This window comes from Amycolatopsis sp. NPDC114484, assembly GCF_055633755.1.
Map to the genome: position 1 here is coordinate 146,063 of NZ_JBVKDQ010000015.1, position 25,099 is coordinate 171,161.

Genomic DNA, 25,099 nt, shown 5'->3' on the forward strand with positions numbered 1-25,099 from the left:
GCTACCGGGGTCCCGTGCTGTCCCGGACGATCAGATCGGGGGCGACGAGGTGGCGGATGCCGGGATCGCCGCCCTCCATGCGTTCGACGAGCAGCCGGAACGTCCGCCGCCCGACCTCGATGAAATCCTGCCGGACGGTGGTGAGCGGCGGGCTGAAGTACGCCGCCTCGGGCACGTCGTCGAAACCGGCCACGCGCACCTGGCCCGGCACCGCGATGCCCGCCTCGGCGAACGCGCGCAACACGCCCAGCGCCATCTGGTCGTTCGCGACGAATACCGCGTCCGCCTGTGCTTCAGCGACCAGGCGACGTCCCGCGTCGTAGCCGGAACGAGGACTCCAGTCCCCGCACAACGGCGGCGGCACCCGCGCGCCGCGCCGTTCGAGCGCTTCCCGCCAGCCGCGTTCCCGCTCCAGCGATTCCAGCCAGTCCTCCGGTCCGGCGACGTGCCACACCGTCTCGTGCCCGAGCGACAGCAGATGCTCGGTCACCCGGCGGGCCCCGTCGTACTGGTCGACCGAAATCACCGGCACCGGAACCGATTCGCCGCCGCCGACCGCGACCAGCGGCACGTCGGCGGGCACCTGCCGCAACGCCTCCCCGGCCGCGACGTGCGGCGCGATCACCACGATCCCGCCGACCGCCTGCCGCCGCAGATTGTCCACCGCCTCCGCGAACGACGACCGCCGCGGACGGCTGACACTGGAGATCGTGACCCCGTAGCCCTCCTCACGGGCGGCGTGCTCGATCCCGTACAACGTGCTCGCCGGACCGTACAAATTGGACTCCAGCGCCACGACGCCGAGGATGCTCGACCGTCCGGTCGCCAGCGTCCTCGCCGCCGAGTTGGGCCGGTATCCGAGCTGGTCCACCGCGGCGAGCACCCGCGCCCGCGTCTCCGCGCGGACGGGTCCGGTGTCGTTGACGACCCGGGAGACCGTCATGTGCGAAACGCCTGCCATCGCCGCCACCTCGGCAAGCCCTGGCTGGCGTTTGGCTGAAGACCCGTCGGCGGGCATCCCGGACCTCCTTGGGTTCGCGGGCGTGAGCATGCAATGTTAGCGATAACAGCCGTCAGGTCAAGCCCCTCTGTTCGGCGAAGGACGTCGGGTTCCCGGAGCGCGGGCGCTTACGATGCGGTGGCCGTCGTCGAGCTGGTCTGTGAGGTCCGCGGAGACAGTCCCTCCGGGGGTATCCCCTGTTGCGAACAAATAGCAGTACCCGCTAATCCTGACGCTAAACCAGAATTGTGCGTGACGGTGAAGAATAGGTCCGACCCCGTAAGTTCTGGACAAAAACTCGCGTTTCGTTGTGCGCTGCCGCTCGCGCTGTGCCAGCTTCGTCGCATGACTGATATGCCTGCTTACCCCTCCTCGTCCTCCGGCCGGCCAGCCGAGTCCGCTGGGTCCCCGGATCGGCCCGGAACGATTACCGGTGCTTTCTGGGCATTTGTCGCCGCTACGCTGGTCGGGGTCGTCGGCGGGGTGTTGCTGTTCTTCTCGAGAGATTCGATCGCCGACGCCATGCACAGAGCGAACGGGCAGAACGGCACCCAGCTCACCGACGCACAGATCGACCAGGCGGTGACGTTCGGCGTAGTGATCGGTGCGGTGATCGCGCTCGTGGTTGCGTTGCTGCATCTGCTGTTCGCGTTCAAACTGCGTGCGGGCCGCAACTGGGCCCGGATCGTGCTGACGGTGCTGACGGCGCTGCAGGTCGTCTCGCTGCTGTTCGGGCAGGGCACCCTCATCGGTTACCTCAGCGCGGTGTGCGGCGTCGCCGGGGTCGTCCTGTCGTTCCTGCCCGAGTCGAGCCGGTATATCGCGGCGGCGAAAACTGTTTACTGACCGCTGTTTCTCTCGCGTCGATGCCCGGCGGAAGCAGGAAGAGCGCTGAGCACGTCCGAGTGCTGATCATCATCGGGACGGTGATCGGCGAGCTTCCGCCGGGCGCCCGGGGGCCGGTCCCGTGCGCTGTCGCTAACTTCGGAGTTCGCGCACGGAGCCGGACGACGCCGAGCGGATCGCGGTGCCGCACGCCGAAAGCTGGCGTCGGCACTGCCGGGGCGCTTTCGCGGACTGGTTCCTCGACGGCGACGTCGAGGCTGACCGCCGCTCGGTGTGGTTGGCGCGGCTCGCCGCACCGGCGAACAGCGAGACCGTCCTCGCCGACCGCGACGGACGGCTGGTGGGTTTCGTCCACGTGCTGTTCGACGACGAACCGGAGTGGGGCAGCTTGCTCGACAACCTGCACGTTGTCCACGATCAGCGTCGGACAGGCATCGGCGCCCGGCTTCTCGTCCGTGCCGCCCGGGCCGTTGTCGAGCGAACGGGAACGGCAGGTACCTGTGGGTGCTGCGGCAAAATACCGCCGCGCAACAGTTTTACCGTGCTTGTGGGGCGGACTGTGGGGAGACGGCGCCGGTGCCACCGCCCGGCGGAAATCCAGCCCGGCTCAACGGCGCTCCGGTAGAAGTGCGGATGGTCTGGCCGGACGTCACACAGCTGTGCCGCGGACGCTGACCGTGAAGCCGGGAAGGGCCTGCCGGGCGGAAAACGCTTGTCCTGAAAGCGGAAGACCCCGGAACTCGGCCGAAACGGACCGTCGACGCGGCAGTCGTCCGGCGGCGTCAGCGGCCGGGGCGGGCGCGGAGGCCCGCCCCGGCCGAAGACCGCCGGGTCAGCTGCCGGTCGTGGCGAGTTCTTCCGCCGCGGGCGTCGGGGCGGCGGGGCGGTTCGAGCGGGAGCGGCCGCCCAGCAGGGAGTAGGCACCTCCGACGAGGAGCCCGCCGCCGACGAGGTTGCCCAGTCCGACGAACAGCAGGTTGCGGCCGAACTCGCCGATCGTCGCACCGGGCACGCCGTCCAGCAGGCCGAGCGAGAAGGTCGTCATGTTGGCGACCACGTGCTCGAATCCGGAGCTGACGAACGCGAGCAGGCACCAGAAGATCAGCGCCAGTTTCGCGCCGTCCGACTTCGTGCGCGCGGCCATCCACACCGCGAGGCAGACCAGGAAGTTGCACAGCACTCCGCGGAAGAACAGCGCGCTCGCGGATTCCGCGGCCTTCGCCTTGACCAGGCTCGCGAGCAGAGCCGCGCCGGGCCCGGGATGCCCGGCGGCACCGCCGGCGGACAGCACTCCGCTTTCGTGCACGAGCCAGGCGAAGACGGCCGAACCGAGCAGGTTGCCGACGAACGACACCACGATCACCGCCGCCGCCGCGCCGATTCCGCGCCGCCGGACGAGGACGCCCTGCACCATGGTCATCATGTTTCCGGTGGACAGCTCCGCGCCGGCGAACACCACGGTGGTCAGCGCGATCCCGAACACCAGGCCCTGCACCGTTTTCGTCCACGGCGAACCCGCCGCGTTGAGGGGACCGGTCGCGGCGAGCAGCAGCACGACCGCCACGCCGATGAACGCCCCGGCGAGCATCGCGCTCACCAGGTAGCGGCCGGGACGGCGCAGCTCCTCGATTTTCCCGTCGGCGACGTCCGCCTGCAGGTCGAGGGCTTCGGGTACGGGAATCGGCATCGGGCGGGCCTTCCGGGCGAGGGGCGGGTGTCCCCGGCATTCGATCCCGCGGACTCTGCGTCCCGGTAGCGCGGTGATCAGCATCTGGTGTCCGAATGCGCACAGCCCGGGGCGGCCGCGGTGAATTGCCCCGTCCGGTGCTTAACCGGACAGGGCAGGCGTCCGCGAAGTGCCGCTCCGGACAGGGACGGCACCTCGTCGGAACTCAGCCGAAAACGAACCAGAAGAACGCCGCCGCAGCAGTCTTCGCGGAAGCGTCGGTCACCGTGACCCGGCAGGTTCACCGCTTTGCCGGTCCAGCTTTTCTGGTTGCCCGGGTTGGCCAGCGACATCGCCGCGGGCTGCCCGCCGGTGACGGTCAGCCGCGCAGGCGGAAACCCTGGCCTGCCCGGCGCTCGGGAATGCGATGCGCTGCTGGCGAATCCGACCTCGACCGCCCCGGCCGATCAGCAACGGCGGGAAGCTTTCCGGCAGCGGATCGTCGATTACAACGCCCAGCTCGCCGCGGTGTGCGCCGAGTTCACCCACTGCCAGTACGACGGAGGTGCGGGTTTCGCGGCCCGGTTCGATCCTGCTTAGGTGTCCACTGTGGATTATTTCCACCCGAGCGCGAAGGGGCAGGCCTTGATCGCCGACGTGGCCTGGAAAGCCCTGGGCTGCTGAGCGGAAGCGGTGCCGTTCGCGGAGAGCGGCACCGCTTCCGGCTCGTTTCAGCCGAGTTCCTGGGCGAGCCCGACGACGACGTTCTCCGGCCCCCGCACGTAGCAAAGCAGGTAGATGTTCTCGTACTGCACCACTTCGTCGACCAGTTCCGCTCCGTGGGCGCGCAGGCGGGCGAGGGTGTCCTCGAGGTCGTCGACCGCGAACATCATCCGGCGGAGGCCGAGCGTGTTCGCCGGGGCGTTCCACGGTTCCGGGGCGACCGCCTCGGGCTGGTGGAATTTCGCCAGTTCGACCCGGCCGGGGCCGTCGGGGACGCGCAGCATGGCGACGTCCTGGCGGACGTCTTTCATGCCGATCACCCGTTCCGCTCCCCGCCAGTCCAGCGGGCCCTTGCCTTCCAGTTCCAACCCCAGTTCGACGAAGAACGCGATGACCGCGTCGAGGTCCTCGACGACGATGAGGACGTTGTCCATCCGCTTGACTGCCATGCGGTCACCGTAGCCCTCCGGAAAACCTTAGTGGTGCTATTCTTAGGGCAAAGCTATTCACGGGGGTGCCGGATGCCGAAGCGGACCGAGCCGGACGAGGTCGACGAGATGCTCGCGCAGTGGCGCGCGGAGACGCCGGACGTCGACACTTCGCCGCTCGCGGTGTTCGGGCGGTTGCATCGTTCGTTCGACCGGTATCAGCGGCAGTTGACGCGCGTGTTCGCCCGGCACGGGATCACGGTCGCGGACTTCGGGATCCTCGCCGCGCTCCGGCGGGGCGGCGCGCCTTACCGGCGCACGGCGGGCGACCTCGCCGACACGAATCTTCTTACCACCGGCGGCATCACGCAGCGGGTCGACAAGCTGGTGCAGGCCGGGCTCGTCCGCCGCGAACGCGACGAGGACGACCGGCGGGTCGTGTTCATCGGCCTCACCGAACAAGGGCTCGCGGCCACGGACAAGGTCGTGCACGAGCATTTCCCCAACGAAAACCGCATGCTGGCCGGGCTGACCGCGACGGAACGCGCGCAGCTGGCGAAGCTGCTGGGGCGGTTGGAGCGGTCTCTGGACCAGGCCGAGTTCGGCGACTGAACGGGGCGCGCTGACCTCGTTCGCCGCGACCGTGCCGGGCGCCGGGGCCGCCGCGGGTGTTCGCACGAGCAAATAGCTCCGTGTCGTTTCGGCGGATCCGGGCTTAGGTTCGGGCAATGGCTAACGAACTGACCATTCCGCTCCTGCCCTGTCCGTCGATCGACGAGATCGCGCCGTTCTACGAGATGCTCGGCTTCGAGATCACCTCCCGGCAGGCGCGGCCGTACCAGCACCTCGCGGTGCGACGGGAAGACCTCAATCTGCACTTTTTCGGGATGGACGGCTACGACCCGGCGCAGTCGTACAGCACGTGCCTCGTCATCGTGGAGGACACCGGCGAGCTGTTCGAGGCCTTCGCGGCGGGGATGCGGTCCGTGCACGGAAAACTGCTCGTCTCCGGCATCCCGCGGATGACCCGGCCGCGGCTGCGCAACGACCGCTACACCGGGTTCACCGTCGTCGATCCGGGCGGCAACTGGATCCGGATCAACCAGGCCGCCAAGGAACCCGAGGCACGGACCAAACTCGCGAAGGCCATGGAGAACGCCGCGAGACAGGCGGACTCGCACGGCGACGAACGCCAAGGGCTGAAGATTCTGGAAGGCGCGTTGAAGCGGGCGACCGGCGACGAGCCGGAGCTTCCGGCGGCGCGGGAGTACCGCGACGAACTCGTCGAACGGATCAACGGGCTCTGAGCCGCGACGCCGGGCCGGGCGTTGACCTGCTGTCAATTCTCCTCGGTCCGGGGCGGAGCATTCTTCGGACGGCGTGGATAGCACGCGAGAATGAGCCGTTCCAGGTCGGCGGTGGGAATATTCCACTCGCGGCGGGCGTGCAGCGCGAGGCGAAAGACGGCTAGCCGCAGGAGGTTGAGGAGCACGAGCGCCGCGAGCAGGGGCCAGCAGTAAGCGGGCATCACGATTCCCCGAACTCGTCGGCGAGCCGAGCGGGGTCGGCCGGAAAAGCTGTCATGGGCTTACTGGACCGCGGCCGGATCCGAACGTGACGCGGTTTCGGGGAATTAATTCCCCGAAACCGCGTCATGATCCCCGCATCGGCTGGTCCTCCGGGCATCACGACCCCAGGAGGCTCGCGTGCCCGCCGACCAGAGTGACGCCGAATTGATCGCCGCCGTGCGTGCGGGGGAGGCCAGCGCGTACGGAACCCTTTACGAACGGCATCGCGAGGCGGCCGGGAACCTGGCCCGCCAGCTCGCCAAGTCCAAGGCCGAAGCCGACGATCTGACGTCCGAGGCGTTCGCGAGAGTCCTCGACGCCCTGCGCGCGGGCAAAGGACCCGATTCGGCGTTCCGCTCGTATTTGCTGACCGCGCTGCGGCACGTCGCCTACGACGTGACCCGCCAGCATCGCGGCATCCACCTCTCCGCGGACCTGTCCGAACCGCTCGGCAAGGACGCGGAGGCACTGGCCGTGCCGTTCACGGACACCGCAGTCGCCGGGCTTGAACGGACGCTGGCCGCGAAGGCGTTCGCGCGGTTGCCCGAACGCTGGCAGGCGGTGCTCTGGCACACCGAGATCGAACAACAAAGCCCGGCGGAGGTCGCGCCGCTGCTCGGGCTGACCCCCAACGGCGTCTCAGCGCTCGCTTACCGCGCTCGCGAGGGGCTCCGGCAAGCGTTCCTGCAGGTTCATCTGTCGGAGAACCAGACTGACGCCTGCCGGGAGACCGCCGAACGGCTCGGCGCGTGGACGCGTAAGGGACTGGCCAAACGGGAAGGCGCTCTGGTCGAGAGCCACCTGGACAAGTGCGACGGGTGTCGCATGCTCGCCGCGGAACTCGCGGACGTCAATGGCGGACTGCGCGCGGTCATCGCTCCGATCGTCCTGGGCGGGGCAGCCGTCGGCTACCTGGCGACCGTTGGCGCGGCAAAAGCCACGGCGGCCGCGAGCGCTGCGAGTGCGGTGGGGGGCGACCGCCGCCGGCACCGCCGCAAGCAAAGGAGCAGCTTCGCTCCCTCGTCAGTTCACCGGAGTCGCCGTGTCCAGTGCCGCCGTCATCGCGGCGGTCGCCGTCGCGCTGGCCGCAGGCGGTACGCAACAACTCCCGGCAGCCGCCCCGCCGATCCCCACCGCACGGCCCCAATCAGACGGCGCGTCCGACATCGGCGGCGGATTCGCCGAGGACGGAATCCGCATCCACGCAGCACCCAGTTCGACCAGCGCGACAAAGGGCCTCGCCTACCGCAATCACCCCGCGACCGTGCACTGCCTCGCGCCGAAAACCGGCCGCTACGCGTACTTCTCCTTGACCGACAACGCCACCGGAATCACCGGCTATGTCGCCGAGCCGTACGTAGCGCCGGACCGCAAAGTCCGAACGTGCTGACGGATCAGCCGCGAGCCCACGGGATCGGCTCGTCCGCCAGGCTCAGGCACAGGCTCTTCTGCCGCTGGTAGCTGCGGATCGCGGTGCGCCCCTTGTCCGTGCCGAGGCCGCTTTCCTTGGTGCCGCTGAACGGCGTCGAGATGCTGAACTGCTTGTACGTGTTGATCCACACCGTCCCCGCGTCCACGCGGCGCGCCAGGCGGAGCGCGCGGCGGTAGTCGGCGGTCCAGATGCCGCACGCCAGGCCGTAGACCGTCGAGTTCGCTTGGGCGACCAGGTCTTCCTCGTCGTCGTAGGGCAGCAGGACGCCGACCGGGCCGAAGATTTCCTCCTGGCACGTCTTCGCGTCCGGGGCGAGTCCGTCCAGCAGGGTGGGCAGGTAGTAAGCGCCGCGCGACAAGCGTTCGTCGTCGGGGATCTGGCCGCCGCAGCGGACCGCCGCGCCTTCTTCGCGGGCGCGGTCGACCATCGCGGCCACCTTGTCGCGGTGCGCGAAGGTCGCCAGCGGCCCGACCTGGGTGGCGGGATCGGTGCCCGGGCCCAGCCGCAGGGCAGTGGTCGCGGCGATCAGGCGGGACGCCCATTCGTCGTACTGCTCGCGCGGCAGGAAGATCCGCGATCCGGCGATGCAGCTCTGTCCGGTCGACGAGAAGATTCCATACAGGATTCCGGCGACAGTCTCCTCGACGTCGGCGTCCTCGCAGACGATCGTCGGGGATTTGCCGCCCAGTTCCATGGTGACCGGGATGATCCGCTCCGCGGCGATGCGGCCCAGCACCCGTCCGGTGGTGGTGCCGCCGGTGAAGGCGAGCTTGCCGACCAGCGGATGGCGGGAGAGGGCGTCGCCGACGACCGAGCCGGGGCCGGGCAGGACGGACAGCAGCGCGGGCGGGACGCCGGCGTCGTGGACGAGGCGGGCCAGCGCCAGCGAAACCAGGGGAGTGGCTTCGGCCGGTTTGAGCAGGACGGCGTTTCCGGCGGCCAGCGCGGGGGCGATTTTCTGGGCGTCGCTGGCGATCGGCGAGTTCCACGGCGTGATCGCGCCGACGACGCCGATCGGTTCGTGCACGCTCATCGTCAGGTGCGCGCCGCGGCTCGGCGGGAGTTCGCCTTCGAGGGTTTCGAGCGCGGCCGCGTAATAGCGGAACGTGCCGGCCGCGCTCGCGACCAGCGCGCGGGTTTCGCCGAGCGCCTTGCCGGTGTTGCGGGTTTGCAGCAGGGCGAGTTGCTCGGCGTGGGCCTCGATCGCGTCGGCGACCCGGGTGAGCAGGCGGGCGCGCTGGTGCGGCAGCAGGTCTCGCCACGCCGGATCCGCGGCGGCTTCGGCCCCCGCGCGGGCGGCGGCGTCGACCTGGGCGGAGTCGGCGGCGTGGATCGAGGCGACTGTCGAACCGTCGGCGGGATCCACGCACGCGGACGCGGGACCGCCGCCGCGCTGCCAGTCGCCGCCGACCGGGATTTCGTCGGGCGGGACAGGGAAGGGCTGCATGGCGGACGTCCTTTCGGCGCGGGTGAGGGGGTGCGACCGAGGAAACCTTAGACCTAAGATTTCGTCAAGACCCGCCCCGGCGCGCGAGCCGCCGGGGAGTCGCTGGAAAGAATTTTAGGCCTAAGGGGTTGTGCGGATCACAGCGCGCGGGGTACAACCCTTATCAGTAAGTCTCTTAGACCTAAGGCATTCGGCGGCGAGTCCGCCGAGGACCACCGGAGGAGTTGCCCCGCGATGACCACCACCGAAAACAAGCACCAGGAACTCGAGGAGCTCATCGACTCGTGCGTCGCCGCTCGCGAGACGCGGTACGAGGACTGGGACACCCTCGGTTTCCAGGCCGCCGCGAAGGGCGACGAGTTCCGCCGCGCGCAGATCCGCTACATCGGCTCCGGCGCGACCGGCAACCACGACGGCGACGCGCGCCAGCTGCCCTCGGAGCACTTCACCTTCTCCAACATGCGGCTGCCGGTCGGCGCGATCGGCCCGGAGCACACCCACCACGACGTGGAAGAGGCGTTCTTCGTCCTCGAAGGCACGCTGGAGGTGACCGTGCACGACGTCGAGGACGGCACCAAGACCGCCACCCGCGTGCTCGGCTACCGCGACCTGATCCGCGTGCCCGCCGGGGTGCCGCGCAGCCTGCGCAACGCCGGCGACACCGACGCGCTGTTCTGCGTCATCATCGGCGCGCAGAAGCCGCAGCTGCCGACCTACCCGCCCACCTCGCCGATGCACGGCGTCACTCGCTGAGAAGAGACCGCGATGCCGACGATGCTGCGGGTGCACCGGACGACGTGGCTGGCCGACCGGGTCACGCAGGTGGAACTGCGCGATCCGGAAGGGCAGCCGCTGCCCGGCTGGGAGCCGGGAGCGCACCTTTCCCTGCACCTGCCGAACGGGCTGGTGCGCGAGTACTCGCTCTGCGGCGACCCGGCCGACACCCGCGCGTGGACGGTCGCGGTGCTGCGGGAGGAATCCTCGCGCGGCGGCAGTGCGTGGGTGCACGAGCGGCTCACCGCGGGGAGCGTCCTCCCCGTCGAGGGTCCGCGCAACACCTTCGAACTGCACGACGCCCCGGAGCACCTGCTCATCGCCGGCGGCATCGGCGTCACCCCGATCCTCGCGATGGCCCGGAAACTCGCCGCCGGCTCCACACCGTGGTCCATGCTCTACTGTGGACGGTCGCGTGGCGGAATGGCTTTCCTGGACGAGCTTTCCGGGCTCGCCGGGGATCGGCTGGAAGTGCACGCCGACGACGAGCACGGCGGTCCGCCCGAGCTGGCCGCGAGGCTGGCCGGGCTCGCGCCGGGCACGGTCGTGCACTGCTGCGGTCCCGAACCGCTCATCCGCGCGGTCGAGGCGGCGTTGCCGGAAACGGCGACCTTGCGGGTCGAACGCTTCCGGGCCCCCGAGGCTCCGGCCGCCGCGCCGGGAACGGGATTCGACGTCGTGTGCGCCGGTTCCGGCACCCGGATTTCGGTGGCCGCCGACGAGTCCATTGTGGACGCTCTCGGCCGCACCGGGATTTCCGTGCCCACCTCGTGCCGCGAGGGCGTGTGCGGGACTTGTGAAACGAAGGTGCTCTCCGGCGAGCCGGACCACCGCGATTTCGTGCTCGACGACGACGAGAAGGCGAGTACCGGGACCATGATGCTGTGCGTGTCGCGGTGCCGGTCGGCCGAACTCGTTCTTGACCTCTAGGAGCCGGCCATGGCCGGACACACCCACCGGCAGCTCGCCGTGCTGCGCGCCGCCGCCGCGGGGCACGTGGAGATGACGTGCAGCCGCGAACCGCACCTCTACGTCGACGGGCTCGCCTGCTGCGACCCGACGCTCGGCCACCAGCTGGCAGGGCTGCTCGCCCCCGAACCGGCCGCGCCGCGCGGACCGGGGCTCCGGGTGCCCGCGGTGCTCACCGCCGCCGGGCAAGCCGCGCTCGCCCCTGCCGCCGCCTGAGGCCCGTGCGCGGCAATCCCGGTCAGCACCGCGATCACCGCGCACGAGGCCTGACCACCACGAATCGAAGGGAACGCCCGATGCCGCTGCAGCTGCGGCCTGTGCAGAGCCGCACCGCCCCGCCAACGAGCTACGAGAACGCGCTGGCCGACGAGCTGGAAGCCGTCTACGGCCGGGGCGTGCACGACCTGCCCGGCGTGGTCTCCGCGCTCAACGCGGGCGGTCTGCGCCCGGCGGATGGCGCCGACTGGACCGAAGCGACGTTCACCGCCGAACTGGCGCGGCTGGCGGGAGAGGCGTGATGGCGACCAAGACCGCCGAAGAGCTGCTGGCACTGGGCCTGCGCGACCGCTGGTACCCGCTGTGCCCGTCCACGACCGTCAAGCGCGGCGAGCTGACCCGCATCGAGCGGGCCGGGGAGCAGCTGCTGCTCTGGCGTGACTCCGCTGGCGTCGTGCACGTTCAGGAAGACCGCTGCCCGCACCGCGGCGCACGGCTTTCGCTCGGCGTGCACATGGGCGACCGGGTCGCCTGCAACTACCACGGCGTGCAGGTCGACGGCGAAGGTTTCGTCGTGTCGGTGCCCGGCAGCCCGGGGTGCGCGCTGGAGGGCCGTCGCGCGCTGCGGACGTTCCCCGCGCAGGAACACGCCGGTGCGGTGTTCGCCTGGTTCGGCCTGGACGAGAACGCCGAACCGACGCCGTTGCAGGTGCCAGACCCGATCGCGGGCGGCGAGTGGGACAACTTCCTCTGCTACGTCGAATGGGACGCGCCCTACGGCTACTCCCTGGACAACCTGCTCGACCCGATGCACGGCGCGTTCCTGCACCGCAACAGCCACACCATGTTCGGCGGCAAGCGCGAGGCCGTCTTCCAGATCCGCGCGATCGACGACGGGTTCGTCTTCGAGAAGACCGACCAGCGCGGCGTGAACTTCGACTGGGTCCAGCTCACCGACGCGGGCGCGCAGTGGGTCACGCTCGACATCCCGTACCCGGACACCGCCGGGCCGGGCGGCGCGTTCACCATCGTCGCCGCGCTGTGCGCGATCAACGAGACCCAGCACGCGGCCTTCTTTTGGCGCTGCCGCAAGGTTTCCGGCTGGGAACGCGACAGCTGGCGCGTCCTCTACCGCAACCGGCTCGAAGCCCGGCACTGGGCGGTGCTGGAGCAGGACCGCGAGATGGCCGAGGCGATGCCGCTCGACGCGTGGGACCGGGAAAACCTGTACCAGCACGACATCGCGCTCGTCCGGACGCGCCGGTTGCTGCGTTCGGAAGCCCGCCGCCAGGCCGCCGCGCTCGCCGCTCCCGCCGCCGCGCCGGCTCCGGCCGCGCCCGTGCCCGCCCCCACCCGCTGAAGTTCCAGGAGGCCCCAATGTCCGCCGAACCCATCGCGCGGCTCCGCGCCCTGCGCGCGGTGACGCTGCGCTCGACGCAGTGCGCCGATTCCGGCGAGTTCTATCGCGAAGTCTGGGGGCTGCAGCAGGTCGAAGCCGACCGCGGCGCAGTCTGGCTGCGCGGTTCCGGCGACGAGCACCACGTGCTCCAGCTCGAACAGGCCGAGCAGAACGCGCTGGGCAAGATCGCGTTCGCCGTCGCCACCCCGCGCGAGGTCGACGCGGCCGCCGCCCGGCTGGCCGCGCACGGTGTCGGCCTGGTCACCGAACCCGGCAAGCTCGACCAGGTCGGCGGCGGGTACGGCCTGCGCTTCGCCGACCCGGAAGGCCGTCTGGTGGAGTTGTCCGCCGAGGTCGACGCGGTCGTCCCAGGCGATCCCTGCGGACGCGCCGCGGTGCCGCGGAAACTGGCGCACGTCGTGCTCAACACGGTCGACATCGACGCGGCCTGCGAGTTCTACACGCGGGTGCTGGGCATGCGGATCTCCGACTGGTCCGAACACCAGATGGCGTTCCTGCGCTGCAACGCCGACCACCACGTGATCGCGTTCAACCAGGCCGAATTCGCGTCGGTGAACCACATCGCGTACGAGATGAACTCGATCGACCACTTCATGCGCGGCATCGGGCGGCTCAAGCACAACGGCGTCACGCCGCTGTGGGGCCCTGGCCGGCACGGCCCGGGCAGCAATACTTTCGGCTACTTCGCCGACCCGGCCGGGCTCGTCTGCGAGTACACCTCCGAGGTCGCGCAGGTCGAGGAAGACGCCTGGCTGTGCCGGGTCTGGCGGCGCACGCCGGAGCTGTCCGACCTGTGGGGAACTGCGGGGCCGCCGTCGAAGGACGTCCGCTCGCACATGCGCGGCGTGCCGGACCCCGGCTACTCGGCGTGGTGGCAGTCGTGAAGGTAGGAGTGCTGGGCGCGGGGTCGATCGGCTCGGTCGTCGCCGAGGCGCTGCGCGACGGGCAGGTGCCGGGCGCGGAGCTGGCCGGGGTCGTCGACCCGGCGCTCGCTCCGGCGGGACTGCCGATGCGCGCGTTGCCGGAGCTTCTGTCCACTTCGGACCTGGTGGTCGAGGCCGCCGGGCAGCGGGCGTTGACGGACGCTGGACCGCAGGTGCTGTCGGCGGGCTGCGATCTGCTGGTGGTTTCGGTCGGCGCGCTCGCGGCGGACGGGTTGCTGGAGAAGCTGCTCGCGGCCGGGCCGGGTGCGGTCCATTTGTCGACTGGCGCGATCGGCGGGCTCGACCTGCTGCGTTCGGCGGCGCTGCTCGGGTCGTTCGAGCGGGTGGTCATCGAGACGACGAAGAAGGCGTCTTCGCTGGTCCAGCCGTGGATGTCCACCGAAGAGGCGGAAGAGCTGCGGCAGGCGACCGCGCCGGTCGAGCTGCGGCGTGGGCCCGCGCGGGAGATCACTGCGGCGTTCCCGAAGTCGGCGAATGTGGCTGCGTCCGTGGCGTTGGCGGTGCGGGATTGGGACGTCGTGGAGGCGGCGGTGATCGCTGATCCGGCCGCGCCATTGACCTCCCACGTGATCACCGCGGTGGGCCCGGCGGGGGAGTACCGGTTCGAGATCCGGAACCGGCCGTCGCCGCAGACGCCCACGTCCAGCCAGGTCGTGCCTTTCGCGGTGCTCTCCGCACTGGAAGCCTTGGCGACGCCGCGGGCGGTGTTCCGGTGACCTCCATTGTGGACGGTGTGCAGGTGTGGACGGCCGGGGACGGCAGTCCGGTGCTGTTGCTGCACGGCATCGGCGGTTCGAGCGCGTCGTTCGACGCGCAGCTCGCCGGACTGGCGCCGAAACATCGCGTACTGGCTTGGGACGCACCCGGTTACGGCGGTTCCGCCGACCCGGCGCAGCCGCTGGGAATGGCTGGCTACGCGGCGCTGGTCGGCCGTTTGCTGACCTCGCTGGACGCGGTGCCCGCACATCTCGTAGGTGTGTCGTGGGGCGGGGTGATCGCGACCCGGGTCGCGCTGGAGTACCCGGAGGTGGTGCGGTCGCTGGTGCTGGCCGATTCGACGCGCGGCTCCGGCATCGACTCCGAGCGCGCCGCGCTGATGCGGGCCCGGCCGAGCGAGCTGAACCGGGTCGGTGCGGTGGAGTTCGCTCGCCGCCGGTCGCCGCGACTGCTCGCGCCTGGCGCGGATCCCGCGGTGGCGCAACGGGTCGAGGACATCATGGCGGGCATCCGGTTGCCCGGTTACACCTCCGCCGCGGAATCGATGGCCGAGACGGATCACGGCCCGCGGCTGTCCCGGATCTCGGTGCCGACGCTGGTGCTCGTCGGCGAGCACGACCAGGTCACCGGCGTCACCGAGGCGCGACGGCTGGCCGCGTCGATTCCGGGCGCGCGACTGGAAATACTTCCCGGCGGGCACGCGGCCAATCAGGAGTCCCCGCGCCGGTTCTCCACCGAGGTCCTGGCGTTTCTGTCCGAAGTGGACTCGGTGGTGACGCGATGAAGGACCGGCTGTATGTGGTCACCGGCGCAGGCCGCGGTCTGGGCTGGGCGATCGCCCGCGAGATCGGCCGGCAAGGCGGCCGGGTCGTGGTCGCCGAACGATCTCCGGATCGCGCGGCCGACGGTGTTGCCCGGTTGCGGGCGGAAGGCGTTGAGGCACACCGGATCGACACCGATGTAGCGGACCCGGAATCCGTCGCGGCTTTGGCGGACGCGGTCGCGAAACTCGGACCGTTGCACGGCTTGGTGAACAACGCGGCGATGGCGGACGGCGTGGGTGGCAAGCACTTCGCGGAGCTGGACGTCGAAGCGTGGGACACGTTGATGACCGTCAACGCTCGCGGCCCCTGGCTCGTCTCACGCGCGCTGTATCCGCAGCTCGCGAAGACCGGCGGACGCATCGTGAACCTCGCGTCCGACGCCGCGCTGTACGGCTCGCCGCGATTGGTCCAGTACGTGGCCTCCAAAGGCGCGGTGATCGCGATGACCCGCGCGATGGCTCGGGACGGCGGCCCGGACGGCGTGACCGTCAATGCGGTCGCGCCGGGGCTGACCGAGGTCGAAGCCACCGCAGGCATTCCGCAGGAGCGGCGCGAGCTGTACGCGATGAACCGCGCGCTGACCCGGCCGCAACAGCCGGAGGACGTGGTCGGTTCGGTGGCGTTCCTGCTGTCCGACGCGGCCTCCTACATCACCGGCCAGACCCTCGTGGTCGACGGCGGATTCGTCTGCAGCTGAAGGGAAAACCCGTGGATTTGGGATTGAAGGGCCGCGCGGTGCTCGTCACCGGGGCCAGCTCCGGCGTCGGGCTCGCGACCGCGGCTGCGCTGCTGGCCGAGGGCGCGCACGTCGCCGCCTGCGCCCGAGACGGCGTCCGGCTGGAGAAGGCCCTTGCCGATCTGCCTCGCGCCGAGGGTGCCCGGCTGCACACCGCGCCCTGCGACGTGCTGGACGAAGCGCAGGTGGAAACGTTCGTCGCCGACGCTGCCCGCGAGCTGGGCGGACTGGCCGGGGTCGTGAACAACGCGGGCCGGTCGCTGATGGCGCGGCTCGCCGAGACGACCGACGAGCAGTGGCGGGAAGAGTTGCAGCTCAAGATCTTCTCGGTGCTGCACGTCGTCCGGGCCGCGTTGCCGTGGCTGCGCGCGGCTTCGAATCCGGCCGTGGTCAACGTGAACGCGATCCTCGCCCGCCAGCCCGAACCCCGGTTGGCGGCGACGTCGGCGGCGAGGGCGGCGCTGCTCAATCTCTCCACGACTTTGGCGACCGAACTGGCCGAGGACGGCGTACGGGTCAACTCGGTCTGCCTCGGCCTGGTCGACACCGGGCAGTGGCGGCGCCGGTACGAGGCTTCCGGCAGCAAGCTGTCCTTTGTGGACTGGTCGGCCGAGCTGGCCGCCGACCGCGGAATCCCGCTGGGACGGCTCGGCACCGCGGAAGAGGTCGCTTTCCCCATCGTCACGCTGCTTTCGCCGCGTGCCTCCTACGTGACCGGCGCGACGATCGACGTCGGCGGCGGCATCGCTCGTTATGTCTAGAAGGGACGGACCCATGAATCACGGTCACGGAGGCGAACTCCTCGTTCGCCTGCTGTCCGAAGCCGGAGTGGACACCGCCTTCGGCGTGGTGAGTGTGCACAACCTGCCGCTGGTGGAAGCGGTTTCGCGGCGGCTGCGGTTCGTGCCGGTGCGGCACGAAGCAGCCGCGGTGAACGCCGCCGACGGGTACTCCCGGGCCAGCGGCGGCCTCGGCGTCGCGATCACCAGCACCGGAACCGGCGCGGGCAACGCGGCCGGCGCGCTGGTGGAGGCGCTCACGGCGGGCAGCCGCGTGCTGCACGTGACCGGCCAGATCGACTCCGAATTCCTCGGCAGCGGCCGCGGCGTCATCCACGAGACGCGCGACCAGATCGGCATGCTGACCGCGATTTCCAAGCACGCGGCCACCGTCACGTCGGTCGAGACGGCCGAGGACACCCTGCGCACGGCGATCCGGCACGCGCTGTCGGTGCCGAGCGGCCCGGCCAGCGTCGAGTGGCCGATCGACCTGCAGTACTCGCGGCACGAGTTCCGTCCTGGTACCGCAGAGCAGCCGAGTGAGATCCCAGCGCCGGATGCTGCTGTACTAGCCGAAGCCGCCGAATTGCTCGCTACTGCCCGCCGTCCGGTCTTCTGGCTCGGTGGGGGAGCCACCGGGGCGCGCGAAGAGGTGCGCGCGCTCGCGGAACGGCTCGGCGCGGCGGTGTTCACCAGCAACTCCGGCCGCGGCACGGTGCCGGAGAACCACGAACTGGTCGTCGGGAACTTCGCCGCGCACGAGTCGGCCGCGCAACTCCTCGCCGACGCCGACCTGCTCGTCTCCGTCGGCACGCACTTCCGCTCGAACGAAACCAAGCACTACCACCTCGCACTGCCCGAACGGCACCTGCAGATCGACGTCGACGCCGAAGCGCTGGGCCGCGTCTACCCGGCCACCGTCGGGGTGCGAGGCGACGCCGCGGTGGTGCTCGCGGCGCTGTCCACTGTGGAATCCAAGCCGGAAGCGGGCTGGCGCGAGCGCGTCGTCGAGACCCGGAAAGCCGTGCGGGACAACCTGAACGAGGCGATCGGCCCGTACGCGGAGATCTGCGCCGCGCTGCGCGACGGCCTGCCGGCCGAGTCCGTGATCGCCCGCGACGTGACCATCCCGTCCAGTCAGTGGGGCAACCGGCTGCTGGACATCCACGACCCGCGCACCAACGTGTTCCCGGTCGGCGGCGGCATCGGACAGGGCCTCGCCACCGGCATCGGGGCCGCGCTCGCGACGCCGGACGCGCCGACCGTGGTGATGGTCGGCGACGGCGGCCTCGCGGTGCACCTCGGCGAACTGTGCACGCTGGCGCAGGAACGGCCGTGGCTCGCGCTGGTCGTGTTCAACGACGGCGGATACGGCGTGCTGCGCAACATGCAGGACCACCACCGCGGCCAGCGCGCCGGCGTCGACCTGTACACGCCGGACTTCGCGCGCATGGCGCAATCGCTGGACCTGCCGCACGCGCTGGTGTCGAAGCCGGGCCAGTTCGCCGACGCGCTGGCGAAGGCGGTGGCCCAGCAGGGTCCGTTCGTGATCGAGGTGGACGTGACCGCCCTGCCCGCGACGCCGCGGCCGTTCGTGCCGCCGGTGCCGGTTCCGGAGAGCTGAGGGAGACAAGACGTGGGAGGCACCATCGAAGCTGCCGAAGTCCACCATCACGGGCACGGACCCGCGAACCGCCGCCGCCGGGTGGTGCGGACGTCCGCGCCGCTGCTGGTGCGGCATCCGCCCGGGCGCGTGCGCGGCGCGGTGCTCGTGCTGCACGGTGCCGCCGGGCTCGACGAACCCGTCGAAAACTGCTGCCGCACGCTCGCGAGATGCGGTTACGTCACTGTCGCGCCGCTGTTCTACTACGAGACCGGCGGCCACACCTTCGGTCCGGACAAAGCGGATGCCGCGTTCGCCGCGCTCGCCCTGTCCGACCTCGAAGCCGACCTGGCAGGTGCGCTCGACTACCTCGGCACCCGCCTGGGAATGCCGCGCCACCGCGTGGCCGTCGCCGGTTTCGGCTCCGCCGCCCACCTTGCCGAACTGGCCGGCGTGGACCTCGCCGCCGCTCTCGGACCCGAGCCGCCACCGTGGCCCGGTACGCCCGGATTCGACCCGCATGCGCCCGATCGGCTCGTGCTGCCCGCCGGACCGTCCGCCGCGGACGACCTGGTCCGGTTCCTGGACGCCCCGCTCCAAGTCCGTGAGGGGAACCCTGAGGGACTCTGATTCCCTCAGGGTTCCCCTCACGGACAGCAGGCACAGCGCCGCCCCGAGTTCCTGGCATCGCGCCTGAAACCTCTTACGATCGATTGCACGCTCCGGCTCCGAGGAGGGCCCATGAGTATCGCCGCCACCCCCGAGGTGACCCAGCGGGACATCGCCGCCCGGCTGGAACGGCTCCCGATGTCGCGATGGCAGGTCTCGATCCGCCTGATCATCGGCATCGTCACGTTCTTCGAGGCGTTCGACCAGCTGCTGATCGCCTACACCCTGCCGGTCATCGGCCGCGAATGGCACCTGACGACCGCGTCCAGCACCGCGACGCTGACCATCGGTTCGATCGGCATGCTGCTCGGCGCGCTGGCGTCCGGCTGGGCCGCCGACCGGATCGGCCGCGTCAAGGTGATCACGCTGTGCGTCGCCATCACCGCGTTGTGCAGCCTGGCGATGACGTTGTGCACCGCGTTGCTGCCGTTCCTGATCCTGCGGTTCGTGCAGGGTCTCGCGATCGGCGGCGAAGTGCCGACCGCGGCCGCGTACATCGCGGAGATCAGCCGGGCTCGCCGTCGCGGCCGCTTCGTGCTGATGTACGAGATCGTCTTCCCGGCCGGTCTCGCGGTCGGCGCGCTGGTCGCGGCGTGGGTCATCCCGCACTGGGGCTGGCGCCCGCTGTTCGCGCTGGCCGCCGTTCCCGGTCTCGCCGCGGTGCTGCTGCAGCTGCGGATCCCGGAGTCGCCGCGCTGGCTCGCCGCGCATGGGCACCCCGAAAAGGCCGAGCAGACGATGGCGTTGATCGAACGCCGGGTCGAGGAGTCCATCGGCCGTCCGTTGCCTCCTCCCGCAGTTACCAAGGCGCCGTCGGCACCGGTGCCCGCCAAGCGCGGTTCCTTCCGCGACCTGTTCGCCGGACGCTACCGGCGGCGCACGCTGATGGTGTGGACGATCTGGTTCGTCGGCTACCTCGCCAACTACGGCATCACCTCGTGGCTGCCGACGCTGTACAAGGGCTCGTTCCACCTCACCATCGGCCAGGCGCTCTGGTACAGCACGGCCACGTCGGTCGCCGGTCTCGTCGGCTGCCTGATCGCCGCGCTGGTCGTGGACAAGCTCGGCCGCCGAGTCGTGCTCGCCGCGGGCCTGGGCGGGACGACCGCGATGCTGGTCGTGCTGGGTGCGCTCGGCGCAGGGACTCCATTGCAGCTGCTGGTGTGGTCGTCGCTCGCGGCGATGTTCAACTTCGCGGTGAACGTCTGCCTGTACCTGTACACGCCGGAGCTGTACCCGACCCGCAGCCGCGCGCTGGGCGTCAGCCTCGGCGGCGTGATGAACCGGTTCGGCCTGATCCTCGGCCCGATCCTGGTCGGCGCGCTGTACGCCGGGGGCAGCGGGCTCGCCTCGGTGTTCCTGGTGCTCGGCGGGATCTGCTTCGTCGGCGCGCTCGTCGCGGGGTTCTTCGCCGAGGAGACCAAGGGCCGCACGCTGGAAGAGGTTTCGCCGTGACGGACGCGCTGCGCGTGGTCCTGCTCGGCACGGCGGCCGGGCCGTACCCGGCTCCGGGCCGGCAGGGCTGCGCGAACGCGGTGGTGGTCGGCGGACGCGTCTACCTGGTCGACGCGGGCTACGGGACGCTCGGCAAGTACGTCTCCGCCGGGCTGTCCCTGCGCGATCTGGCCGCGGTGTTCGTGACGCACCTGCATTCCGACCACGTCGCCGAGCTGTTCACGCTCTTCCTGCTCGGCTGGGGCCCGGCCAACCAGGGCGTCGTCGATCCGGTGCGGGTCTACGGCCCCGGCCCGGACCCGGCCGATCCCGGGCCGCCCGCCGCGGGCACCGAAGGGCTGGTGGCGGGCAACCTCACGGCGTTCGGGCAGGACGTCGCGGTGCGGCAGCGGACCAGCGACCGGCCGCGGCTGGCCGGACTGATCAACGCCACTGACATCTCAGCGGCGGCCGGTGCGGAAATCGTGGTGCACGAAGACGATCGGGTGCGCGTGACGGCTCGGGCCGTCCCGCATCCGCCGCTGCGGCTGGCGCTGGGCTACCGGTTCGAGACCGAGCACGGCGTGGTCGCCTTCTCCGGCGACACCGCGCGCAGCGACGCGGTCGGCGAACTGGCCGCGGGGGCCGATTTGCTGGTCCACGAGGCGATGGAGCCCGATTTCTACCGCAGCATCGGCTATTCGCCGAAACTGCTCGACTTCCTCGCCGCCTCGCACACCTCGCCGGCGGACGTCGGCCGGGTCGCCGCGGCGGCCGGGGCGCGCCGGGTCGCGCTGTCGCACCTCGGCCCCGCCGATCCGGCCCGCCTTGACGACGAGGGCTGGCTCCGGCGAGTCCGTCCGCACTATTCCGGCCCGGTCGTCGTGGGCCACGACCTGCTTGACCTCACTGTCTGAAGGAGCTTTCGCTGTGCCGGAAATCGCGATCGTCGGCGGCGGGATCGGCGGCCTGGCCGCCGCTGTCGCCCTGCGGAAGGCCGGGTTCTCGCCGGTCGTGCACGAACAGGCGGGCGGATTCGGCCGCGTCGGCGCGGACATCAACCTGACGCCCAACGCCGTCCGCGCCCTCGACGGCCTCGGTGTCGGAGACGAACTGCGCGAAACCGCGGCTCGGCCGAAGTACCGGATCAGCCGTACCTGGGACACCGGCGAGGAGACCTCGCGGCTGCCGATGGGCGACGAGGCCGAACGCCGTTACGGCTCGCCGCAGCTCACGATGCACCGTGCGGATCTGCTCGCCGCGCTGGAACGCGCGCTGCCCGCCGGGGCAGTCCACTTGGGACGCAAGCTGACCGGACTGTCCACAACGGACCGAGTCGAGCTTGACTTCAGCGGTACCAGTGCTTCCGCGGACGTGGTGCTCGGCGCCGACGGCATTCACTCCGCCGTCCGCACCGCGTTGTTCGGCGAGGAGCACCCGGAGTTCACCGGTGTCGTCGCGTACCGGGCGGTGCTGCCCGCGGGCGCGGTCGACGTGCCGAACCTGGACTCCTTCACCAAGTGGTGGGGCCCGGACCCGGACACGCAGCTGGTGACGTTCCCGCTCAACCGCGGCGCGGACGTCTTCGTCTTCGCCACGACCCGGCGGAGCCAATGGCGGCACGAATCCTGGACCACTCCGGGGGACGTCGCCGAACTGCGCGAGGCGTACCGCGGCTTCCACCCCGAGGCCCGCGCGCTGCTGGAGGCGTGCGATTCGGTGCTGCGATCGGCACTGTACGTCCGCGATCCGCTGCCGACCTGGTCGTCCGGCCCGGTGACGCTGCTGGGCGACGCGTGTCACCCGATGATGCCGTTCATGGCGCAAGGGGCGGGAATGGCCATTGAGGACAGTGTGGTGCTGTCGCGGGCGCTGGCGGCGTATCCGAACCCGGAGGTCGCGCTGAAGGCGTACCAGGCGGCCCGGCTGGACCGGACCCGCGAGGTGCAGCTGGCCTCGCGGGGCAACAGCTGGCTCAAGCAGAGCGGAACCAGCTCGGCCGCGGCGGACGCGATCTACGGGTACGACGCCTGGCACACCGCTGTGTGACCCAGGTCATAGTTCCGGGTTCGGGTGGCGTGTCTGATCGGGCCGGTTCCGTTCGACGCGTAGGTGAAACAGGCACTACCCCGAACCAGGAGCTGATCTCATGCGCACCCTCATCGCCACCGCGTTCGTTTCCCTCGACGGCGTCGTCGAAGCCCCCGGCGGCGAGGCCGGCTACCGGAACGCGGGCTGGACGTTCAAGGACATCGAATTCGACCCCGCCGCCTACGCGCTCAAGGGCGCCGAGCAGGAGGAGGCGACCGCGCTGCTGCTCGGCCGCGTCAGCTACGAGGCGTTCTCCCCGGTGTGGCCGGACATGACCGAGGAATTCCCGCACTACAAGGTGATGCCGAAATACGTCGTGTCGACCACGCTGCGCGACGAAGACCTGGTGACGAACTGGGGCGAGACGACCATCCTCCGTTCGATCGAGGACGTCGCCGCGCTGAAGGAGACCGAGGGCGGCCCGATCATCGTCAACGGCAGCGCGACGCTGGTCCGCGACCTCACCGACGCCGGACTGGTCGACCGGCTGAACCTGCTGGTCTTCCCGGTCCTGCTCGGCGCGGGGAAGCGGCTGTTCAGCGAAACCGACAAGGCCAAGCAGCCGCTGAAGCTGATCGAAAGCGAAAGCTACTCGAACGGGATTCAGAAGCAGGTTTTCGAGTTCGTCCGCTGAGCGCCCTATTCCGCGGGCGGTCGCTCGGCGGTCAGGTCACCGGGGTTTCCGCGGTGCCTTCGCCTAGCGCGCCCGCGGCGGACGCGCTGCGAACCGTGGCGGCGCGGGTGAACCAGCTGTCGAAGAGGTCGCGGTAATGCCCGGTGCGCGGCGACCGGTCGTCCGGGGACAACCGGTCGTAGAACTCGAAGGGCCGGATCCGGTCGCTTTCGGTCCATTGCAGGTAGGAGGCGAACACGGTGCCGTCGCCGAAGCGGAAGCCGTGCACGACAGGCACGCAACCGTAGGACTTCAGTTCGACGACGATCCCTCGCCGGCGCAGGTCCTCGGCCTCCTGCTCGAGGAACGACCGGATCCTCGCGGTGCTGCGCCGGGCCTCCGCGGCCCACTCCCCGGGAAGCTCGCCCGCCCGGTCGATGAAGTCCGGGTCGAGGCACAGCAGCGTGACGCGCCACCCGGTGGGCCGGTCGTGCGAGGTGAGCCAGGTGGCGAGCACCGGCCAGGTGGTGTTCAACGTCAAGCCGAGCACCTCGAGACGACGCTGCCGCCGTCCGGCCGCGGCGTTCTCCAGCGACGAGAGCACGTCGGTGAGCGAGTGCGTGACGGCGTCGCGCTCGACGCCGGCCAGCCGGGTCCGCAACCCCCGGACCTCGCGGCCCAGCTGGTAGACAGCGATGGTGGTGACTTCCAGCATCACGCCGATCAACGCGACGAGCCCGGACAGCTCGAGACGCCCGACGTAGCGCTCGAGCACCAGCCGGGTCGGTTCGATCGTGACGAGGATCAGGTACACCCCGGCGAGCAGCGCCACCGAGGTCGTGACGATCTCCCAGATCTGCCGGACCCGGATGGACACCCGCGGCCGGTCCCGCCGCTTCCGCTCACGGCGCACCCGCCCCGGACCGCCTCCGCCGCACTCGGCGTCCCCCTCCGCGTGCCCATCGTGCCGGGTGCGCGGGCGCGTCCCGCTAGGGCGGACCGGGTGCTCGCCCCGCTGCCGGAAACGCCCCCGCGCGGCAACGACTCCGCCTGGCTCGAGGCCGGTGACGCCGCGGTGACGCGAGCTGCCGACAATTCGCGGCCGACAAGGGGGAAGCTATGTTCACCCACCGGCACAAACCGCAGGCGTCCTCGAAGTCGGCCCAGCAGACCAGCGAATCATCCGGCGCGCACCAGGCGCCGCGGGATCCCGGCGAGCTGCTGGACAACGTTCCCCTCGCGGCCGGGAACAGCGAGTTCGCCCATGATTTCAGCCAGATCCGGGTGCATTCCGGACCGCAGGCCGCCCAGGCGCCGGGGGCGGCTCAGCAGGTGGCTCGGCACCGGCCTGACGACGAGCAACACGATCGCACTCGAAGCGACGACGGCGGCGTCGTGGAGGAGGCGCCCGAGGTGCCGACGGGTGGCGTCTCGGCGGATGACGGCTCGCTTCTCGCCGCTGAAACCGTCTCCGAGGACGACCGCGCTTCCGGGCCCGCTGCCGGGTTTCCGGGTTTCCTGGACGCTGGGCGGGCCGGCACCGTGGCGTGGGGTGAAGTGCCCGCCGGAGGGGGTCGCGCGCTCGCGTTCACCGCGGGCGGAATGACCGCGGTCATTCCCTGGGGCAGTGCGGGCAACGCGGGCGCGGCCGGCGATCAGGCCGCGGGAAGCATCCAAGCCCAGGTCCCGATCGTTTACGAGTCCAAGTCCAACGGCATCGCCAGCAACAGCGAGGCCTGGGTGAAGGACGGCACCGGGACAATGTCTGTCGTGCGCTCCTACCACGGGGTGAACGGGGGCAACCAAGGCAACGGGTGGTTCGTCACGCCGGGCGCGGCCGCCCGGATCAACGCCCACGAGGTCGTCCACGTGAACAGCAGCAAGGCGTTCCACGACGCGAACCTGAAGCCACTGCTCGACAAGATCCTGGCCAACACCAAGACCGGCGGCGGGCGGGCCACCGCTCACACGCGAAGCGGAGCCGTTTCGGCGATGCAGTCCACCCTCGGCACGCCGGCGAGCTGGACGAAGGCCGTCGCCGCCTTCGGCGCCCACGACATCGCGGCCAACAAGCCTGGCGGCTCGACGGACACCGCCGATGTCGCGACCGGCTGGATCATGGACTTCGGGCCAGGCACGGTCGGCGGGGCGAACTTCGCGCACCGGGTCAAGCTGCCCGCCGAACCGATGCCGGTCTGAC

At 70.6% G+C, this 25,099-nt stretch carries 29 protein-coding genes and 1 pseudogene; 24 read left to right on the forward strand and 6 right to left on the reverse strand.

All coding sequences use genetic code 11. The features are described 5' to 3' along the window. Window position 1 precedes the first annotated feature (1 nt). Window positions 2-1,018 carry a LacI family DNA-binding transcriptional regulator gene (locus tag ACZ7SW_RS31385; RefSeq protein WP_470233967.1) on the reverse strand — a complete coding sequence of 339 codons (1,017 nt, stop codon included), beginning with the start codon at window positions 1,016-1,018 and terminating at the stop codon, window positions 2-4. A gap of 234 nt (window positions 1,019-1,252) precedes the next feature. Here ACZ7SW_RS31385 and ACZ7SW_RS31390 point away from each other — a divergent pair, with 234 nt between their 5' ends. Together ACZ7SW_RS31390 and ACZ7SW_RS31395 are read left to right on the forward strand one after the other, a co-directional pair. Continuing rightward, window positions 1,253-1,846, forward strand: coding sequence for a hypothetical protein (locus ACZ7SW_RS31390; protein WP_470233968.1), 594 nt, complete (start codon window positions 1,253-1,255; stop codon window positions 1,844-1,846). A 181-nt stretch (window positions 1,847-2,027) separates the two neighbouring features. Then, window positions 2,028-2,471, forward strand: coding sequence for a GNAT family N-acetyltransferase (locus tag ACZ7SW_RS31395; RefSeq protein ID WP_470233969.1), 444 nt, complete (start codon window positions 2,028-2,030; stop codon window positions 2,469-2,471). A gap of 207 nt (window positions 2,472-2,678) precedes the next feature. On the opposite strand, the gene ACZ7SW_RS31400 is transcribed toward ACZ7SW_RS31395, so the two are convergent. Then, the gene (locus ACZ7SW_RS31400; RefSeq protein WP_470233970.1) at window positions 2,679-3,533 is read right to left on the reverse strand and encodes a formate/nitrite transporter family protein; all 855 of its coding nucleotides are present in this window, start codon (window positions 3,531-3,533) and stop codon (window positions 2,679-2,681) included. Window positions 3,534-3,821: 288 nt separating this feature from the next. Between ACZ7SW_RS31400 and ACZ7SW_RS31405 the strand changes: the two genes are divergently transcribed. Continuing rightward, entirely contained in the window at window positions 3,822-4,112 is a 291-nt protein-coding gene (locus tag ACZ7SW_RS31405; RefSeq protein WP_470233971.1) for a hypothetical protein, read from the forward strand. 131 nt (window positions 4,113-4,243) lie between these two features. On the opposite strand, the gene ACZ7SW_RS31410 is transcribed toward ACZ7SW_RS31405, so the two are convergent. After that, window positions 4,244-4,684, reverse strand: coding sequence for a VOC family protein (locus ACZ7SW_RS31410; RefSeq protein ID WP_470233972.1), 441 nt, complete (start codon window positions 4,682-4,684; stop codon window positions 4,244-4,246). A 72-nt stretch (window positions 4,685-4,756) separates the two neighbouring features. Here ACZ7SW_RS31410 and ACZ7SW_RS31415 point away from each other — a divergent pair, with 72 nt between their 5' ends. Together ACZ7SW_RS31415 and ACZ7SW_RS31420 are read left to right on the forward strand one after the other, a co-directional pair. Next, complete coding sequence (locus tag ACZ7SW_RS31415; protein WP_470233973.1) at window positions 4,757-5,275, forward strand: MarR family winged helix-turn-helix transcriptional regulator; 519 nt, start codon at window positions 4,757-4,759, stop codon at window positions 5,273-5,275. 116 nt (window positions 5,276-5,391) lie between these two features. Next, the gene (locus ACZ7SW_RS31420) at window positions 5,392-5,970 is read left to right on the forward strand and encodes a VOC family protein (RefSeq protein ID WP_470233974.1); all 579 of its coding nucleotides are present in this window, start codon (window positions 5,392-5,394) and stop codon (window positions 5,968-5,970) included. Window positions 5,971-6,002: 32 nt separating this feature from the next. Here the strand turns inward: ACZ7SW_RS31420 and ACZ7SW_RS31425 are convergent, their stop codons facing one another. Continuing rightward, entirely contained in the window at window positions 6,003-6,191 is a 189-nt protein-coding gene (locus ACZ7SW_RS31425; RefSeq protein ID WP_470233975.1) for a hypothetical protein, read from the reverse strand. Window positions 6,192-6,408: 217 nt separating this feature from the next. On the opposite strand from ACZ7SW_RS31425, the pseudogene ACZ7SW_RS31430 reads away from it, so the two are divergent. Next, window positions 6,409-7,008 (forward strand): annotated as a pseudogene (locus ACZ7SW_RS31430) (RNA polymerase sigma factor); the annotation flags it as partial. 265 nt (window positions 7,009-7,273) lie between these two features. Then, window positions 7,274-7,621 (forward strand): hypothetical protein, encoded by a 348-nt coding sequence (locus ACZ7SW_RS31435; protein ID WP_470234102.1) that lies wholly within the window; start codon window positions 7,274-7,276, stop codon window positions 7,619-7,621. A 4-nt stretch (window positions 7,622-7,625) separates the two neighbouring features. Here ACZ7SW_RS31435 and ACZ7SW_RS31440 read toward each other — a convergent pair whose 3' ends face one another. Next, window positions 7,626-9,110, reverse strand: a complete 1,485-nt coding sequence (locus ACZ7SW_RS31440; RefSeq protein WP_470233976.1) for an aldehyde dehydrogenase family protein — start codon at window positions 9,108-9,110, stop codon at window positions 7,626-7,628. Window positions 9,111-9,344: 234 nt separating this feature from the next. Between ACZ7SW_RS31440 and ACZ7SW_RS31445 the strand changes: the two genes are divergently transcribed. From ACZ7SW_RS31445 to ACZ7SW_RS31520, 16 genes are all read left to right on the forward strand, one after another. After that, the gene (locus tag ACZ7SW_RS31445; protein ID WP_470233977.1) at window positions 9,345-9,863 is read left to right on the forward strand and encodes a cupin domain-containing protein; all 519 of its coding nucleotides are present in this window, start codon (window positions 9,345-9,347) and stop codon (window positions 9,861-9,863) included. Window positions 9,864-9,875: 12 nt separating this feature from the next. Further along, window positions 9,876-10,814, forward strand: a complete 939-nt coding sequence (locus tag ACZ7SW_RS31450) for a PDR/VanB family oxidoreductase (RefSeq protein ID WP_470233978.1) — start codon at window positions 9,876-9,878, stop codon at window positions 10,812-10,814. Window positions 10,815-10,823: 9 nt separating this feature from the next. Continuing rightward, on the forward strand, window positions 10,824-11,069 hold the full coding sequence (locus tag ACZ7SW_RS31455) for a hypothetical protein (protein ID WP_470233979.1): 246 nt from the start codon (window positions 10,824-10,826) through the stop codon (window positions 11,067-11,069). Between the two features lie 80 nt (window positions 11,070-11,149). Further along, the gene (locus tag ACZ7SW_RS31460) at window positions 11,150-11,371 is read left to right on the forward strand and encodes a recombinase-like helix-turn-helix domain-containing protein (protein ID WP_470233980.1); all 222 of its coding nucleotides are present in this window, start codon (window positions 11,150-11,152) and stop codon (window positions 11,369-11,371) included. Then, window positions 11,371-12,429 (forward strand): Rieske 2Fe-2S domain-containing protein, encoded by a 1,059-nt coding sequence (locus ACZ7SW_RS31465; RefSeq protein ID WP_470233981.1) that lies wholly within the window; start codon window positions 11,371-11,373, stop codon window positions 12,427-12,429. Before ACZ7SW_RS31460 ends, ACZ7SW_RS31465 begins: the two co-directional genes overlap by 1 nt. Before the next feature lie 17 nt (window positions 12,430-12,446). Continuing rightward, the gene (locus ACZ7SW_RS31470; protein ID WP_470233982.1) at window positions 12,447-13,373 is read left to right on the forward strand and encodes a VOC family protein; all 927 of its coding nucleotides are present in this window, start codon (window positions 12,447-12,449) and stop codon (window positions 13,371-13,373) included. Next, complete coding sequence (locus ACZ7SW_RS31475; protein WP_470233983.1) at window positions 13,370-14,149, forward strand: aspartate dehydrogenase domain-containing protein; 780 nt, start codon at window positions 13,370-13,372, stop codon at window positions 14,147-14,149. The genes ACZ7SW_RS31470 and ACZ7SW_RS31475 overlap by 4 nt, the downstream gene beginning before the upstream one ends. Then, the gene (locus ACZ7SW_RS31480) at window positions 14,146-14,934 is read left to right on the forward strand and encodes an alpha/beta fold hydrolase (RefSeq protein ID WP_470233984.1); all 789 of its coding nucleotides are present in this window, start codon (window positions 14,146-14,148) and stop codon (window positions 14,932-14,934) included. Before ACZ7SW_RS31475 ends, ACZ7SW_RS31480 begins: the two co-directional genes overlap by 4 nt. Further along, a complete protein-coding gene (locus ACZ7SW_RS31485) occupies window positions 14,931-15,671 on the forward strand; it encodes a 3-oxoacyl-ACP reductase family protein (protein ID WP_470233985.1) in 741 nt (246 codons plus the stop codon). Before ACZ7SW_RS31480 ends, ACZ7SW_RS31485 begins: the two co-directional genes overlap by 4 nt. Before the next feature lie 11 nt (window positions 15,672-15,682). Beyond that, window positions 15,683-16,471 (forward strand): SDR family oxidoreductase, encoded by a 789-nt coding sequence (locus ACZ7SW_RS31490; RefSeq protein ID WP_470233986.1) that lies wholly within the window; start codon window positions 15,683-15,685, stop codon window positions 16,469-16,471. 13 nt (window positions 16,472-16,484) lie between these two features. Continuing rightward, complete coding sequence (locus ACZ7SW_RS31495) at window positions 16,485-18,113, forward strand: thiamine pyrophosphate-binding protein (protein WP_470233987.1); 1,629 nt, start codon at window positions 16,485-16,487, stop codon at window positions 18,111-18,113. A 12-nt stretch (window positions 18,114-18,125) separates the two neighbouring features. Next, entirely contained in the window at window positions 18,126-18,722 is a 597-nt protein-coding gene (locus tag ACZ7SW_RS31500) for a dienelactone hydrolase family protein (RefSeq protein ID WP_470233988.1), read from the forward strand. A gap of 111 nt (window positions 18,723-18,833) precedes the next feature. Beyond that, the gene (locus tag ACZ7SW_RS31505; RefSeq protein WP_470233989.1) at window positions 18,834-20,216 is read left to right on the forward strand and encodes an MFS transporter; all 1,383 of its coding nucleotides are present in this window, start codon (window positions 18,834-18,836) and stop codon (window positions 20,214-20,216) included. Next, a complete protein-coding gene (locus ACZ7SW_RS31510; RefSeq protein ID WP_470233990.1) occupies window positions 20,213-21,112 on the forward strand; it encodes an MBL fold metallo-hydrolase in 900 nt (299 codons plus the stop codon). The genes ACZ7SW_RS31505 and ACZ7SW_RS31510 overlap by 4 nt, the downstream gene beginning before the upstream one ends. Before the next feature lie 13 nt (window positions 21,113-21,125). Then, window positions 21,126-22,244, forward strand: a complete 1,119-nt coding sequence (locus ACZ7SW_RS31515; protein ID WP_470233991.1) for an FAD-dependent monooxygenase — start codon at window positions 21,126-21,128, stop codon at window positions 22,242-22,244. Window positions 22,245-22,344: 100 nt separating this feature from the next. Further along, a complete protein-coding gene (locus ACZ7SW_RS31520) occupies window positions 22,345-22,920 on the forward strand; it encodes a dihydrofolate reductase family protein (protein WP_470233992.1) in 576 nt (191 codons plus the stop codon). 31 nt (window positions 22,921-22,951) lie between these two features. Here the strand turns inward: ACZ7SW_RS31520 and ACZ7SW_RS31525 are convergent, their stop codons facing one another. Continuing rightward, a complete protein-coding gene (locus tag ACZ7SW_RS31525) occupies window positions 22,952-23,776 on the reverse strand; it encodes a hypothetical protein (RefSeq protein WP_470233993.1) in 825 nt (274 codons plus the stop codon). Window positions 23,777-24,018: 242 nt separating this feature from the next. Between ACZ7SW_RS31525 and ACZ7SW_RS31530 the strand changes: the two genes are divergently transcribed. Beyond that, window positions 24,019-25,098 (forward strand): hypothetical protein, encoded by a 1,080-nt coding sequence (locus tag ACZ7SW_RS31530; protein ID WP_470233994.1) that lies wholly within the window; start codon window positions 24,019-24,021, stop codon window positions 25,096-25,098. Window position 25,099 lies beyond the last annotated feature (1 nt).

Bases quoted from the DNA above. Each gene is read 5' to 3' on its own strand.
- ACZ7SW_RS31385 (WP_470233967.1), bottom strand. From the start codon at position 1,018: ATGCCCGCCGACGGGTCTTCAGCCAAACGCCAGCCAGGGCTTGCCGAG.
- ACZ7SW_RS31400 (WP_470233970.1), bottom strand. From the start codon at position 3,533: ATGCCGATTCCCGTACCCGAAGCCCTCGACCTGCAGGCGGACGTCGCC.
- ACZ7SW_RS31410 (WP_470233972.1), bottom strand. From the start codon at position 4,684: ATGGCAGTCAAGCGGATGGACAACGTCCTCATCGTCGTCGAGGACCTC.
- ACZ7SW_RS31415 (WP_470233973.1), top strand. From the start codon at position 4,757: ATGCCGAAGCGGACCGAGCCGGACGAGGTCGACGAGATGCTCGCGCAG.
- ACZ7SW_RS31420 (WP_470233974.1), top strand. From the start codon at position 5,392: ATGGCTAACGAACTGACCATTCCGCTCCTGCCCTGTCCGTCGATCGAC.
- ACZ7SW_RS31425 (WP_470233975.1), bottom strand. From the start codon at position 6,191: ATGCCCGCTTACTGCTGGCCCCTGCTCGCGGCGCTCGTGCTCCTCAAC.
- ACZ7SW_RS31440 (WP_470233976.1), bottom strand. From the start codon at position 9,110: ATGCAGCCCTTCCCTGTCCCGCCCGACGAAATCCCGGTCGGCGGCGAC.
- ACZ7SW_RS31445 (WP_470233977.1), top strand. From the start codon at position 9,345: ATGACCACCACCGAAAACAAGCACCAGGAACTCGAGGAGCTCATCGAC.
- ACZ7SW_RS31450 (WP_470233978.1), top strand. From the start codon at position 9,876: ATGCCGACGATGCTGCGGGTGCACCGGACGACGTGGCTGGCCGACCGG.
- ACZ7SW_RS31455 (WP_470233979.1), top strand. From the start codon at position 10,824: ATGGCCGGACACACCCACCGGCAGCTCGCCGTGCTGCGCGCCGCCGCC.
- ACZ7SW_RS31460 (WP_470233980.1), top strand. From the start codon at position 11,150: ATGCCGCTGCAGCTGCGGCCTGTGCAGAGCCGCACCGCCCCGCCAACG.
- ACZ7SW_RS31465 (WP_470233981.1), top strand. From the start codon at position 11,371: ATGGCGACCAAGACCGCCGAAGAGCTGCTGGCACTGGGCCTGCGCGAC.
- ACZ7SW_RS31470 (WP_470233982.1), top strand. From the start codon at position 12,447: ATGTCCGCCGAACCCATCGCGCGGCTCCGCGCCCTGCGCGCGGTGACG.
- ACZ7SW_RS31485 (WP_470233985.1), top strand. From the start codon at position 14,931: ATGAAGGACCGGCTGTATGTGGTCACCGGCGCAGGCCGCGGTCTGGGC.
- ACZ7SW_RS31495 (WP_470233987.1), top strand. From the start codon at position 16,485: ATGAATCACGGTCACGGAGGCGAACTCCTCGTTCGCCTGCTGTCCGAA.
- ACZ7SW_RS31505 (WP_470233989.1), top strand. From the start codon at position 18,834: ATGAGTATCGCCGCCACCCCCGAGGTGACCCAGCGGGACATCGCCGCC.
- ACZ7SW_RS31520 (WP_470233992.1), top strand. From the start codon at position 22,345: ATGCGCACCCTCATCGCCACCGCGTTCGTTTCCCTCGACGGCGTCGTC.
- ACZ7SW_RS31530 (WP_470233994.1), top strand. From the start codon at position 24,019: ATGTTCACCCACCGGCACAAACCGCAGGCGTCCTCGAAGTCGGCCCAG.